The sequence below is a fragment of the Dyadobacter sp. SG02 genome (genome assembly GCF_900109045.1).
Lineage (GTDB): Bacteria > Bacteroidota > Bacteroidia > Cytophagales > Spirosomataceae > Dyadobacter.
Genome location: NZ_FNYL01000002.1, coordinates 1 through 13,283, shown reverse-complemented (window position 1 = coordinate 13,283; position 13,283 = coordinate 1). Strand labels below are relative to the sequence as shown.

The 13,283-nt window shown below is 43.0% G+C and carries 12 protein-coding genes and 2 pseudogenes; 10 read left to right on the top strand and 4 right to left on the bottom strand.

Features of this window, described 5'->3' with window-relative positions:
* The first annotated feature begins 93 nt into the window (after nt 1-93).
* Nucleotides 94-2,298: a BspA family leucine-rich repeat surface protein gene (locus BMW93_RS03875; RefSeq protein WP_090373904.1), complete on the top strand. Its 2,205-nt coding sequence runs from the start codon at nt 94-96 to the stop codon at nt 2,296-2,298.
* 193 nt (nt 2,299-2,491) lie between these two features.
* Here the strand turns inward: BMW93_RS03875 and BMW93_RS36195 are convergent, their stop codons facing one another.
* The gene (locus BMW93_RS36195) at nt 2,492-2,653 is read right to left on the bottom strand and encodes a hypothetical protein (protein ID WP_409013065.1); all 162 of its coding nucleotides are present in this window, start codon (nt 2,651-2,653) and stop codon (nt 2,492-2,494) included.
* 10 nt (nt 2,654-2,663) lie between these two features.
* On the opposite strand from BMW93_RS36195, the gene BMW93_RS35085 reads away from it, so the two are divergent.
* The 3 genes from BMW93_RS35085 to BMW93_RS03855 all read left to right on the top strand — a co-directional run bounded on the left by BMW93_RS35085 (nt 2,664) and on the right by BMW93_RS03855 (nt 5,358).
* Nucleotides 2,664-2,993, top strand: a complete 330-nt coding sequence (locus BMW93_RS35085; RefSeq protein WP_143061576.1) for a hypothetical protein — start codon at nt 2,664-2,666, stop codon at nt 2,991-2,993.
* Between the two features lie 334 nt (nt 2,994-3,327).
* Nucleotides 3,328-4,068 (top strand): hypothetical protein, encoded by a 741-nt coding sequence (locus tag BMW93_RS03865; RefSeq protein WP_090373903.1) that lies wholly within the window; start codon nt 3,328-3,330, stop codon nt 4,066-4,068.
* 1,008 nt (nt 4,069-5,076) lie between these two features.
* Nucleotides 5,077-5,358, top strand: a complete 282-nt coding sequence (locus tag BMW93_RS03855) for a hypothetical protein (protein WP_090373901.1) — start codon at nt 5,077-5,079, stop codon at nt 5,356-5,358.
* Nucleotides 5,359-5,506: 148 nt separating this feature from the next.
* Here the strand turns inward: BMW93_RS03855 and BMW93_RS03850 are convergent, their stop codons facing one another.
* Complete coding sequence (locus BMW93_RS03850; protein ID WP_090373900.1) at nt 5,507-6,172, bottom strand: hypothetical protein; 666 nt, start codon at nt 6,170-6,172, stop codon at nt 5,507-5,509.
* A gap of 317 nt (nt 6,173-6,489) precedes the next feature.
* Here BMW93_RS03850 and BMW93_RS03845 point away from each other — a divergent pair, with 317 nt between their 5' ends.
* The 5 genes from BMW93_RS03845 to BMW93_RS03825 all read left to right on the top strand — a co-directional run bounded on the left by BMW93_RS03845 (nt 6,490) and on the right by BMW93_RS03825 (nt 10,629).
* Nucleotides 6,490-6,864 (top strand): BlaI/MecI/CopY family transcriptional regulator, encoded by a 375-nt coding sequence (locus BMW93_RS03845; RefSeq protein ID WP_090373899.1) that lies wholly within the window; start codon nt 6,490-6,492, stop codon nt 6,862-6,864.
* Between the two features lie 11 nt (nt 6,865-6,875).
* Complete coding sequence (locus tag BMW93_RS03840; RefSeq protein ID WP_090373898.1) at nt 6,876-8,615, top strand: M56 family metallopeptidase; 1,740 nt, start codon at nt 6,876-6,878, stop codon at nt 8,613-8,615.
* Nucleotides 8,612-9,193 (top strand): OmpH family outer membrane protein, encoded by a 582-nt coding sequence (locus tag BMW93_RS03835; RefSeq protein WP_090373897.1) that lies wholly within the window; start codon nt 8,612-8,614, stop codon nt 9,191-9,193. Before BMW93_RS03840 ends, BMW93_RS03835 begins: the two co-directional genes overlap by 4 nt.
* 613 nt (nt 9,194-9,806) lie before the next feature.
* Entirely contained in the window at nt 9,807-10,277 is a 471-nt protein-coding gene (locus BMW93_RS03830; RefSeq protein ID WP_143061575.1) for an SMI1/KNR4 family protein, read from the top strand.
* A gap of 94 nt (nt 10,278-10,371) precedes the next feature.
* Nucleotides 10,372-10,629: a hypothetical protein gene (locus BMW93_RS03825; RefSeq protein WP_090373895.1), complete on the top strand. Its 258-nt coding sequence runs from the start codon at nt 10,372-10,374 to the stop codon at nt 10,627-10,629.
* Nucleotides 10,630-11,158: 529 nt separating this feature from the next.
* Here the strand turns inward: BMW93_RS03825 and BMW93_RS35795 are convergent.
* Both BMW93_RS35795 and BMW93_RS36190 read right to left on the bottom strand, forming a co-directional pair.
* Entirely contained in the window at nt 11,159-11,416 is a 258-nt protein-coding gene (locus BMW93_RS35795) for a phage integrase SAM-like domain-containing protein (protein ID WP_229240197.1), read from the bottom strand.
* Between the two features lie 15 nt (nt 11,417-11,431).
* Nucleotides 11,432-11,710, bottom strand: a pseudogene (locus tag BMW93_RS36190) (Arm DNA-binding domain-containing protein); the annotation flags it as partial.
* Nucleotides 11,711-12,790: 1,080 nt separating this feature from the next.
* Between BMW93_RS36190 and BMW93_RS03810 the strand changes: the two are divergent.
* Nucleotides 12,791-13,283 (top strand): annotated as a pseudogene (locus BMW93_RS03810) (multidrug DMT transporter permease); the annotation flags it as partial.

Sequence of the window (13,283 nt, the reverse complement as noted above, 5' to 3'; positions counted from 1 at the left end):
CTTTCTGGTCCGTAGTCACTTTCGGTCACCTGTATTGTGATTCGGAACATTGGAGCTGCTAACAACATATTTACAATTACGATACTTCCCCCTATGAGCAAACTTTACAACATAACATTCTTGTTTTTGATTTGCGCATTCCATGCAAGCGGCCAGTATATCACCGTCTGGAAAACAGATAATGATGGTACCAGCGCCAGCAATCAGATCACCATTCCGGCAACAGGAACCGGTTATAGCATCGTCTGGGAAGAAGTCGGTAATCCGGCGAATAATGGTACCGCAATCGGAACAAACAATTATGTACTCACTTTTCCCTCCCCGGGAACTTACCAGGTAAGCATTACGCCCGGCACTGGAACGTTCAACAGAATTTCCTTTGCCAGCCAGGTTGATTACCGCAAACTGCTGGAAGTAAAACAGTGGGGTAATATTCAATGGGCCAGCATGGAAAATGCGTATTTGGGCTGCTATGACGTGAAAATTACTGCTACTGACGCTCCGGACCTGAGTAATGTGACCTCTATGCGAGGCATGTTCAGTTCATGCAGTTCGGTCTCGACTGTTCCCGGAATCAACAACTGGGATGTGAGTTCAGTAACGAATATGAGTTTCATGTTTGCCGCAGCATCTTCGTTCAACGACCCTTTGGATAATTGGGATGTCAGCAATGTCACAGACATGACCGCGATGTTTCAGAGCTCGGCGTTTAACCAGCCAATCGCCAACTGGAATGTCGGCAATGTCACCACCATGTATGTCATGTTCCAAAATGCAATTAATTTCAATCAGCCGATCGGTTCGTGGGATGTCCGCAACGTCGACATAATGAGTGGGATGTTTACCGACGCAGAAAGCTTTAATCAGTCTCTCAATGACTGGGATGTGAGCGAGGTTACCGACATGGACGGCATGTTTCTCGATGCGACAATGTTTAATCAACCTCTTGATCACTGGGATGTCGGAAATGTGGAGACGATTAGCGCGATGTTCTGCCGGGCCGCGGCATTTAACCAGCCGATCGGCTCATGGGACGTAAGTAATGTGATCTATATGCGCTCTGTGTTCAATGGGGCTGCCAGCTTTAATCAACCCCTCAACAACTGGAATGTAGGAAATGTGATTGATATGTCTGAAATGTTCAGCGGCGCCACGGTATTTAACCAGCCGATCGGTAACTGGAATGTCGGGCAGGTAACGAGCACGACGCACATGTTTCGGCAGGCAACGGCTTTCAACCAGCCCATTGGTAGTTGGGACGTAAGTAAGGTTACCAACATGACTTTCATGTTTGGCGGTACCAATAATTTTAACCAGCCGCTTAATAGTTGGGACGTAAGCCAGGTTACCGATATGTCTTACATGTTTCTCGGCGCAAGGGATTTTAACCAGCCGCTTAATGACTGGGATTTAAGCCAGACTACCACTATTTCGGTCATGTTTTACCTGGCACAGTCTTTCAACCAGCCTGTCAACGAATGGAACGTGAGCGGGGTTACCGACATGTCGGGAGCATTTTATGGTGCCGCCGCATTTAATCAACCACTCACTGACTGGACGATTTCCCCGGGCGCTAACCTGACCGCCCTGCTTTTCGACTCAGGGATGGATTGCGTGAATATGACGCTGACGTTGCAGGCCTGGGCAGCGAATACCGCTACGCCCGATAACATTACATTTGGCGCCCAAGGTATGACGTATGGTTCTCCGGCAGTCGCAGCATTGGAAACTTTAAGAAATACTAAAAATTGGTCGATTGACATTGGCGACGAGGTAGACTGCGAAGCCTTGGCTGTGTCGCTGATCAGTTTCGATGCAAAAAGCGTAGAGGGAACAGTGCAACTGGAATGGGCCACGGCGTCGGAAACTGACAATGATTATTTCGACGTGGAGCGTTCGCCTGATGCAAGAAGTTGGAAAACAGCCGGTCGGATCAAGGGCGCCGGAACTGTGAATTCTGTCCGCTATTATTCAATGACCGATTCAAGTCCATTGAAAGGTATATCGTATTACCGGTTGAGAATTGTGGATTTCGAAGGAAAGGCGGAATATTCCAACATGCACGTTGTTAAACTGAACACGCCTGCCCCGATCGTGTATCCTAATCCTGCGACGAGCTCTCTTACACTTTCAGGAAAAACAGATGGCTATGTTAAGATATACAGTCTGTCTGGTCAGGAGGTTGGACAAATAGAGGTGAAAGGTGAAAAAACGATTATACCTATAAAGGAACTTCCCGTTGGCCCCTATTTGCTAAAATCAAACGACGGATGGAGTTCAAAATTCATCAAGCATTAAGTTGAGCTGATATCACCCATGGAAACAAATCGCAACAACTCCGAGAAAGCATAAATAGCTTATTTTCCACTGCTTAAATCCGACAACTTTTGCAAATCAACCAACATTTCGTAACCGAGCCGACAAGCATAGATAACGAAAGTGTCTCACAGAACCAGGGTTATTTTCGTATGCTACGGAATGACGTTGACAGCTAGCCAGTTTGATGAAAATGAGCGCCGTATTGGATATTTCCGAACCGCACTTTTTTATACGGATACCATTTTAGTGGGAGCGGGCCTGAGCGTCGATGCGCTTGGTTGGGCGTCAGATAGCCGATTGAGGCGTGTGGTCGAAGGTTATTGTAGGCATTAATGGCCCGTTCGATGGAAGTGCTTGCTGCTGAAAAAGAAAGAAATCCTCTCAGTTTAAAATCTTCCCGCTCCGGCGGCTTGGTTCAGTGTTCGGAAGACGCGTTCGGCCATCGCATTTTCATTCGGGTCGCCGCTTTCAGCCATACTCGCGGCCAGATGGCAAGCCAAAGTTTGAGTTCTGGCAGTATGAGAATTTGCCGCCGCTCGGTGATGACAGGCAATTTGAGTCAAAATTTTCACTATTTTGAAAAATCACTGGTCCGCCAGTTTAACGAAAAATACCTGAACACAGAAACAATTATGAAATCAAAATATTATGGAAGAAGGGTACGAAACAACTAACGTCTCCCCTCTTTGGACAGTTTGACCGCTATTTTCCTTAATTCCCCCTGGCACCTTCTGTTGACATGAACTCGCCCATTTAAGATCCGCAACGTCTAATTCAAGCGACAGGAAAGCTTGAAAAAAAAATTGTAACCGCTTTTGCACTTTTGATCTTTTTTCCATCTATAATTGTAAAAGTTCTTCACATCTATCCGTAGTTCTTCTACAACTAGCACCCATAATTATTTCTCGCTTCTATTGTACCGAATCTAAATTATCGGGATGATAAGTTGCGCATGCCTGTCAATATCTTATACTCTATGGCCAAATTAATTGGCATGAAACAATCTATATGAACGTACAAATGAACTTCGCTCAACAATTGAAGATGATAACAAAATCTAATTTTTTAAAGAAAATAGAACCATTTTGTGGTATTAAAATAGCAATTCTTACACTGTTTGTTTTTTGGGATACACCCACATTTGCTCAAAAAAATATTGATACAACCGCCCGTTGGGAAATCGGATATGATATAATGCCAAATTTAAGGTCAATATCTACCGGAAAGATGAGCGCAAGTTTCATCGTAAAGCGATATGGGCAGTCAGGGTTAAACGCATGGCGTTTCAAGCTGCTCTTCTTCGGAAATAATATTGGCAAGCAAGAGACAGAGGGACTTATTGACAGTAGTGGCTATGTTGACAGCCATCGGTCAATTTGGGAGGGCAGGGTTGGAAGGGAATGGGGCCGGACAATTTTATCCGGACGTGCTAAAATCTTCTGGGGATCAGATATTGTTTACAGTCTCACCCATGAGAGCGCAGAAGCATTCACCAATGCAGGAGATAGCAAATGGGATCGATCAACTAATACATTTTCGTACGGTATTTCCCCTCTCCTAGGCCTATCATATGCGTTCAAGAAGGGCTTAGCTATATCTGTTGAAACCCATTTAAATCTTTATCCAACCTTTACCAGAAGGCGGGTTAACGACCCTACACTTGCTCCGAATACGGTGACTTTTCGCCAAAACGGATTTGATTACCAACTTAATGCCGTCGATATGTTGTATATAAGTTTAAGGTTTTAACTAAATAATGAAAGCTCATGAAAAAAAGTATGCGATTTCTTTTATTTCTACTTGCCTATCGGGAAAATGGCTTTTTCACAGCCGACAAATCTCGTAGTTAGCCCTATTGAGCCACAGTACAACACGGACGCTCCCCCGCAATTGATTAAAGTAGCATCTAGCCTTCAGGAAGTTCCCAGCACTCTAGGTATTGGATACCAGGTTAAATGGGACAACGGGGACGGTATTAATTTAAACGGATGTACCGTTGTCTGGGAGACAACCTACGGTGTAATGTACTCAGGGGTCCAGTATTCCAATCCTGATGCAAAAACAAGTACTTTGACAACAAACCCTAGCCAAGGGTACGTTCGATGGGTTAATGCAAAAGAATATCCCGTAGCAAATCCAGACGGTAGCACTACCTACGTAGCAAGGGGCAAAATCAAAGTGACATACTCCGGTTCTAATTGTAGCGCCAATGGTAAAACCGCAACAAAGGACGTAAACATTAGATTTGTAGGAAATCCCGGCGCAGTCACGATCACTGGGTATTCAAATCCCGCGACCGTGACTTGCGGCGCCAAGAACATCACATTAACTGTGACGCATCACGACTGAATCATTGGCTCGACATGTGTTACAACACACCTCGCTTCGTCACTTAACATGGCATCCGTTATCAGAACAAAAGCGGATTTTCTTGGTTTTGTCCTATGAACAACGCACTACTTGCCTACCTAGGATTTGAAAACAGCTTGGCCAAATGCGTGCCCAGAGCGTCGGGTTTCAGATCTGTGGCGAGTATCTTGCCGTTGGGGTCGATGAGAAAGTTTTTAGGGATCGCTTAAAATTACATTTAAACCCCTAAGGTCGCGAAATAGCGTAACTTGTTTTCATGTACCGCTAATCTGTACCGCTAAAAGGCAATAATCGCCACTAAAGTCGATTAGCGTCAAGCGTCGTGAAAGTACAGAAATACGACCGAATAAATCGAAAGGATAAGATTCTACAATAGCGACAAAATTCATGTGGTTGTCTAGGCGATGCCAGACAAGCTGCCAGAAAAGCCTTGGGGAAGACGATATCAGGCTGATCTGCCAGAGCGTTGCCCAGGACAGCGGCCCTGCCGGTGCAGAACACGCCCGAAAGTGGATAGAAAGGGACACTGCTAAAAATGTCATGGAACTGGCCGGGTACCGGCAGCAACTGCGTAGGCAGGAGCTGGATACTGGGAAGGAAAGGGGAATGAGTTTAGGGATGTATGGAAATGACAGTGAAACTGACCTGCTGATTTTCAATTTTGGTTAACCAGGTTATTTTGGTCTCAATTGACCATTCATTTCTTTTCATCAGCAAGTTACCTAGTAGTGAGCGAATCACACTGAAAGTCAATGGCATCCTATTTTCCGATAAAATGTACAATCTTTTTCTATTTAAATTTCAACCGTACAACGGGTTACCTCTTTTTGAATGAATAGAAATATTCTCGAAAAGCTAGCGTATCCGCTTTACTTAGTGAATTCACATAAGATTCATCAAATTCATTAAACCAGGTACCGGATGCCCTCCCTCTACGATGCGGGTCCAAGTAGTAATTTGGGTCACCGTGTGTATTCCACCATACACGGCTGTACTCAAACAGTGGCAAATTCAGTTCAGAGTAGCTCCCGTACCCTACAAACATATTATAGTGGCTAAATTTGCTATCCCACACGCGTTCAAATTCACTTCTGTATTTAGCCATGTTATAAAAGTTTTGGATGTCCTCTTCTGATACAATCAACTTTCTTGTCGACTTAAATACTAGTTGTTTGTCATTTTTTGTGACTAGCAAGGATTCAAATGTGTCTGAAAATTCAGCGGAGTCGGATGAAAAGAATCTGATGTATACATCGCTGACAAATGAGGAATCTTTTAATGTAAATCCCCCATAGCCTTTTACAAACCTGTCTATCACCGCCTTATCTGTTATTTCCCTTTTGTCAGTATACAGCCGGATTTTCGATTTTACGCTGATCCGATTTAGGTAAAGCGTCGCTGGAAATTCAGGAAGCTGTTTTATCTCTGATTTTTTACAACTGATTGTAGTGAGGAAAAGAAGGAGAACGGAAAGGTATTTCATAAATATCGATATGGGTAATTAGTGCAATGTAGAAATTTTTAGGTCACAGTTAACCCGGAGAGTGCTACTTTCCCTGAATGAGTACAGAAAAACCACCGAATAAATTGTCTATACAGGTCAATAGATTAAATCTATAAAGTTTATGGCCAGCTGACATCGGAAGTCGTTGCGCGGGCTGGTGGAACGCCATCAAAACCGGAAGCAAGAAAGAATAAGAAGTCAATGCCTACTAAAAGATTAGTAAAAAATCTAATCACTTAGCTTGCATACTAAATTTTTAGTAGTTTACTTGCCATCATCACTCATTAATCTGGAATATGGAACCCCGTTCACTTACTAGGGCCGAAGCAGAAATTATGAAAATCCTCTGGCAGCTCGGTAAAGCATTCGTTAAAGACATTATTGCGCAAATGAATGAGCCTAAGCCTGCATATACCACTGTTGCGACCTTCGTGCGAATATTAGAAAAAAAGGGCATCGTTGCCCATAAGACGTATGGCAACACACATGAATACTACCCGCTGATCAGCGAGCAGGAGTACCGCAAATATGAGGTTCAGCAATTAGTCGAAAATTACTTTGACAATTCCGTGACCAACCTGGTCTCCTTCTTCATGAAAGACGATAATTTAAAGAAGAGTGATCTTGACGATTTGGCCGCATTTATCGAGAAAAATAAAAGCAAAAAATAACTGTCCTGAAAATGGAAGCACTTCCTTATTTGCTTAAAGTCAACATCTGCTGGATGGTATTCTATGGGTGCTACTGGCTTCTATTCCGGAAGCATACCTTTTTTATACTCAACCGTGGATATTTACTGTTTTCATTGATCGTCAGCTTTGTAATTCCGGCTGTTGAATTGCAGGAAACGGTCAGCATTGTTGAAAGTGCGGCAGTTGCCGTAACGGCAAAGGGTCCGGTAATAGCCGGGGAAGTAACTCCTAACACAAATTATACGGGATATCTACTGCTTGTTTGCTATTGCGCAGGAGTCATTTCAATGGTCATTGTGCTGATCAAAGCTATTTCCCAAGTATATCTAATCGTGCGAAGTGGGATTTCCGTTCCCATGCAGGGATACCATCTGGTAATTAGTCAGCGCCAATATGCACGGAGCGGATCGTTTTCATTTCTGAAATGGATGATCATTTCCAATGATGACTATGAACAGAACTTTGAACCGATTTTTACGCATGAAATGGTGCACATCAGCCAATGGCATACGCTCGATATCCTGCTAATTGAGGTCTTAAAGGTGGTATTTTGGTTTAATCCGGCTCTATGGCTCTACAAGCGCGCGTTACAGGATACTCATGAGTTTCTGGCCGACGAGCAGGCTTCCGACAGAGATTATTATGCCACATTCCTGCTTACATACGCAAAAGGTGCTATTTCCACTTCGGTTACCAATCAATTCTTCAACGCATCACTGCTTAAAAAGCGCATTCATATGATATACAGGAACAGGACAGCTACTTGGCTAAAGGGCAAGTACCTCCTGTTACTACCGGTCCTCGCATTAGCAGTAGTTCTGATGGCTGCCAGAAAGTATGTCTCCGAAGAAAAGAAAACGATGCCGAAATATGAATATGGTCTAGGTTTAGTAACGGTTAAGGGAATTGTAATCGACGAATCAGGTTCGCCCGTGTCCAATGCTGCAGTCACTTTCTCGGGTACCTATGAAAGTACGGTAACCAATACGACCGGTAGCTTCGAGGTCAATAATATCCCGCGAGGGTCAACAATGACGGTGTCTCACAACGATTTCTTGCAGTACATTCAAAAAATCCGAAAACAGAATACCGAATACCATATTCGCTTACAAAGCAATGCAAAGCAACTATTAACGAAACAAGAAAGGCGTGCAGACAAACGAACGCTTGCAACCAACGAACCGGCTCATATTCTGCTAGACCGCTGGCCAAGGCTCCCAGGTAGGGGCAATTTTATTGCCAGGACGCTAAAATATCCGGAGCAGGCCATACTAGATGGTGTTCAAGGGCAGGTCTCGGTATCGTTCCAAATTGATACAGCTGGAAATGTAAGCGATCCTAAAATTGAAAAAGGCGTTAGGAAAGATCTGAATAATGAAGCCTTGCGAATCGTTAGCCTGATGCCTAAATGGCGACCGGCTGAAAAAGACTTCAAGCCTGTGGCTGTTCGCTATACAATGAATATCACTTTCGACATTGCCGTTGACACATTACCGCTTGCTGCGAAAGAGAAAACTCCACCAGGTTTTTGGGGAAATAGATCCATTTACTCACCGGCAAAAACGCGGCCGATTGGTAACCAGCTTGTTAAAGATATTTTTGAGTCTACAACAATTAACCTACGTGATAGCACTCCTCCGACGACAAAATTACAAAGATTCCGAATCGCGATGTATCGCCCATTGCCAGAAAAACAGGTCGATATGAGAATTAAACTACCAAAGAAATGACACGCATCCTGATATATTTACTGGCATTGTCAACGATCATGCCCACAAAAGCACTAGGTCAAAACATTAAGATCGCAACAGTTGACCTAGAATACGTATACGCTAATCTTCCCTCGTACAAAAAACTGATGACTGAGATCGATAGCTCATCTTCAAGATATCAGTCAGTCCAAAAAGAGAAACTGGTAGTCTATCAGCAAAAACTACAAGCTTATCAGAAACTAGGGAAACAAACACCAGAACCCGTTTTAAAGGACAAAACGACCGAACTAGAATCTCTTCAGGCTTCCATGCAGGAGTTTCAAGCAAACGCAGACACTGACCTACGCACAAAATACGCAAGCAAGTTTCCCGAGATTGAGAAGACGGTTAGAGCGGCAATCGCTGAATGCGCTAAGGAGCTCCACGTGACCTACGTTGCCAGAAATTATGCAGACTACAATGCCGGCGAGTCAGCGCCCCTGGTACTATATTCAAGTGATATACAAACCGACTTAACAGATCATATCCTACGTAAACTGGGTGTTGCAAATCATACTGAAAAAGGCAAGGTTAGGAAAAATGGGATAATCAAGTGATTCCGCTTTCGACAGCACAAATAAGAGAGCTAACCATTCGTCAGCCATCCTAAGAATTGAATAGACGAATGGCTAAGCTACATTTAAACGCGTGCTCGTCGCAATTTGTGGACTGAACATCCCCTACCTGGATCATCCCGATTGCACTTTTACACACATGCCAGCATAGTACGGCTAAACCACCGGATAACTCCAATTGGTAAGATCGTACAAATTGGAATCGCAGCTTCCCACGACGGCTCGTAAAGCTCAAAATAGTGTCATTATTGCAATCACCTTTTCTCGAAGTTTAGAAAATTATAGAGAGATTATCAGCTACGCGCCCACCTAGTGTTTTGAATGATAAATAACTCAGAAAAGCGGAGCGCGTTGCCGCGCTTGTTATCTGGACACATAGATCGAGAGAGACCTTATCAGCAAATGAACGAAAGAGTTACTTGCGGTTAAGAAGCTATCCGGAATAAAGCTAGGTCGACCAACAGGCCCAGGTAAAAGTAAACTTGATCAGTTCAGGCCCGAAATTGAAGCCTTGCTACTCAATGGCTCGAGTCAAAAGTACATAGCAGACCGCTACCGGGTGACCGAGGCAACCTTGTCCAATTGGATTAAAAGAATGATATTAGAAAAAATCAGAAAGCTACCTAGCAAAACAGCAGTCTTTAACCCTATGTCAAAAATGGATTCTTGGACAGACGAAGTTATTAGCCAATGGCAGATCGAACGCATAGAACTGAATACCAGCATTACCAACGACCAAATCAACGTCGCCGAACAAATCCTCAATTTTACATTCCCCGATCAATTTAAACAGCTGTATACGAAGGCAAACGGGTTCAGTAACTACGACTGGCTGTCAAACATGTTTTCAATATGGCCACTGGAAAGAATTATCGACGAATACCAGTCCAGTACTAACAAACAATTCATTGCCTTTGCAGATTTTCTAATTGGGAGTCACTGGATTGGCTTTATGAACGACAGGGATGGTATTTATAAATTTTATAAAGAGCCTGAATTTGTATCCGTTACGTTTGAGCAAGCAATTCGCCTGATCAATTCAGACGCTACAATCATATACGTTTGATCTTTCCAGAGACATTCTTATCTGCACGCTAACCTAGCAATTACATTGCTGTTTAATTCTGAATTTCGCAAGTATTATTGTAAAATAAAAAGTTATGATAGATTTTGAGCAAAAGATAAACGAGATCACTAATAAAGAAGATTTTGTCAGTTTTATGGAGTTACTATTATCCAATTTAAATAGCAATCCAGAGGAGTGGGCTAATAAAAATTTATCGGAGTACTTAGAAGGGATTGCAGGTTGGACAGAAGATATGGAAGGATATTATCAAAACAATAATATCCCTTTTCCCGAAAATATAAATTGGAAGGTTTTTGCCAACATATTGATAGCCGCAAAAATGTATGAATAGTAAAAGCCCCGGTCACACGGGGCTTTATTGTTGAATCACTTTAAGTTTTGACGTTATTGATCATGGCATCGAGCGCATATAGAATACGTGTTTTTTTTTGTCGATCTCCGGAAACTTTGCAATATCATTTAGCCGCTTCATCATGGAAGTGTCTTTTAGAAGTTCTCTGTCCTCGGTCCCCCCCCATCTGATAGCCCACGGTGGTATCCTTCTTCCAGCGGCCCTCCATCAGCCAAAAGGAAAAGGAATAAACGCGCGAAGGCACTGGTGGCTTCATTTGAGTGCCTCAGAAAAATGGAAAGCCGCCATTATGCCGGAAGCTTTTGGCGGCTTTAAACAATCCTGAAATACTAGGGCCACTATTAAGCTGGCCTTTTGCCGAGTTTGTTTGTAAAACATCGTCTAGGAAAGCCTTTCGCTAAGTTTAGCCATGTCGTTGCTAACCTTTCTATCGACGATACGAGCGTAGTGCTGCGTCGTTTTCAGATCTTTGTGCCCCAACATTTTTGACACAGTTTCGATTGGGACGTCATTTATGGGAGATATGCCTTATCGCTTTGAGATAAAACGCATAGTCGGAGATGAAAGAATAGGTAAGCTGGTCTATTTCAATGTCCTTCGCTTTGTATTTGTAGTAAAGGAACTTGCTGACATTCCCCAGTGCAGCCTCATATCTGTTGCATGTACTGAGGGTGAAATCACGACCGACCAACGCAAACATTTCATCATTATGTTTTCGAAATACATCCAAGAGCGAAATGGCCCTGTCTTCTTTTCCGGAAAACATGGATTTAAGGTATTCCAGAGTTACAGGAATATTATGGTCTACAAGATGGCGATGAATGTCGTAGGCTTTGTTCTGTAACGTGTCGAGGTATGAATTAAGTAGTTTGACATCCTCCTTGTTACCAACCTTGCGCCCTGCTCGAGCGTTCCACTTCTCCGGTTCACAGTCCCTCTGAGTTGATAATTCGATGCGTCTCCCATCGAAAGTAACCCGAAGGTAACTATGCATCTTGCCACTTTTGTAGTTGCGCGGCTTTTTTAGAAAAAAAAGTAATGAAAACGTTTTACTTAGCATAACCAACAATTTAAAGTTTAAATGTACGGTTTGCAAGCGAAAAAAATCAAGATGTACAAGTAGTGAACAAGCTCAAAATCAAACCTTTAAAGCTACTTTGGTGAGTCATTATTCCAGGTTATGTTGACTCACCGAATGACGCACCAAGATATTGAGCATATTTGAACGTTTTTATACAATCGAGCCAAAAACAAATGCCTGCAAACCAATGATTTGCAGGCATTTAGATAATTTTAGCAACTTACTCTGTGCACCCTACGGGACAAAAGTCGAACCTTTTGCTGGAAGATTTGAGGAAGCTGGCTGCACTGTTTGAGATACGTGAAAAGGCTCAATAAGCAATCTTCAATTAGTTTAGTTTGGGTGTCTTTTGGGGCAATACCCGGAACTTGCATGCAACGATAACGATTTCGCAAACCAGAAATAATTAAACACGGTTAGCGCACAAATTAGTCTTCGTAAAATGTATACTGCTCTGCTTTCTGGCTACAAATAATTCGTTTGTCTGCTTTGCTAAAAGCCGCGGAGTGGATTGGGTACACGGACTTGGTGGAAACAGCTCTTCTCTTGAGGAGGTAGCCAATTCTATCAAAATAGCCGCCCCATTTTACTTCCATCCAGAAATGATTATCCCACTGGTGACGGTATTACTACTATGGCCATAATAGTTCAATCATTTGCAGGAGGAGCTGCGATTAGACACATGCCCCTTTCAAACAACAATGAATGGACCGGAGTTGTCACCATGGCTTCCCCTTTACGAGGGGCCCTGATAGCTGCCTCTAGTGGTAATGGTACAAATTTAGACATGTTAACAAGCTTCCTATTATCTCATCAGTATTTGGATTTTCATTTCTATCAACAGCTCCCCCTGTTCCGAGTTAGAATTTGGTGATACACTTACTTCTGATCCTACGGCAATGTGGACTGTCGATAGCCAACATACAATGCCATTGCAAACTGTGAAGTACTAAATAACCCGGCTAAATCGCTGGATTTGGCCTGCAATTAACGTCTTTATTCATTTTGTCGATAATCGGTACGATATTGGGAGTAATACAGCCAACGCTTAAAATAAGAATGTTTATAGTTGAAAGTTATCCAGTCGCAGTTTGCCTTTGTGTTATTACAATGATTTGTTGGGGATCCTGGTCAAATACACAAAAATTCGTTAGTCCACATTGGCGGTTTGAACTCTATTGTTGGGATTTTGTCAACGGAATGGTTCTTGCGGCAGTGCTCTTCGCGTTTACTCTTGGCAATTTTGGTAGCCATGGTAGGAGTTTTATAGCAGATATACAACAATCTGAAAGTGAACATCTATTGAGCGCCATGTTGGGAGGAATTATTTTTAACGCCGCAAATATTCTGTTTATGGCTTCGGTCTCCTTCGCTGGTATATCAGTCGCATTTTCAGTCGGTGCCGGATTATCGCTGATACTAGGAGTCATTGTCAATTTCTCGCATTCCACTGTTGGAAATATTTTTTTATTGCTCCTTGGAGTTGCACTCATCGTCGTCGCGATATTACTTAATGCAAGCGCGTATAGGAAAACGTTTGCTGGCTCTACTA

Bases quoted from the DNA above. Each gene is read 5' to 3' on its own strand.
- BMW93_RS03875 (WP_090373904.1), top strand. From the start codon at position 94: ATGAGCAAACTTTACAACATAACATTCTTGTTTTTGATTTGCGCATTC.
- BMW93_RS03835 (WP_090373897.1), top strand. From the start codon at position 8,612: ATGACACGCATCCTGATATATTTACTGGCATTGTCAACGATCATGCCC.
- BMW93_RS03865 (WP_090373903.1), top strand. From the start codon at position 3,328: ATGAACGTACAAATGAACTTCGCTCAACAATTGAAGATGATAACAAAA.
- BMW93_RS03825 (WP_090373895.1), top strand. From the start codon at position 10,372: ATGATAGATTTTGAGCAAAAGATAAACGAGATCACTAATAAAGAAGAT.
- BMW93_RS03855 (WP_090373901.1), top strand. From the start codon at position 5,077: ATGTGGTTGTCTAGGCGATGCCAGACAAGCTGCCAGAAAAGCCTTGGG.
- BMW93_RS03830 (WP_143061575.1), top strand. From the start codon at position 9,807: ATGATATTAGAAAAAATCAGAAAGCTACCTAGCAAAACAGCAGTCTTT.
- BMW93_RS35795 (WP_229240197.1), bottom strand. From the start codon at position 11,416: ATGTTTTCCGGAAAAGAAGACAGGGCCATTTCGCTCTTGGATGTATTT.
- BMW93_RS03850 (WP_090373900.1), bottom strand. From the start codon at position 6,172: ATGAAATACCTTTCCGTTCTCCTTCTTTTCCTCACTACAATCAGTTGT.
- BMW93_RS03840 (WP_090373898.1), top strand. From the start codon at position 6,876: ATGGAAGCACTTCCTTATTTGCTTAAAGTCAACATCTGCTGGATGGTA.
- BMW93_RS35085 (WP_143061576.1), top strand. From the start codon at position 2,664: ATGGAAGTGCTTGCTGCTGAAAAAGAAAGAAATCCTCTCAGTTTAAAA.
- BMW93_RS03845 (WP_090373899.1), top strand. From the start codon at position 6,490: ATGGAACCCCGTTCACTTACTAGGGCCGAAGCAGAAATTATGAAAATC.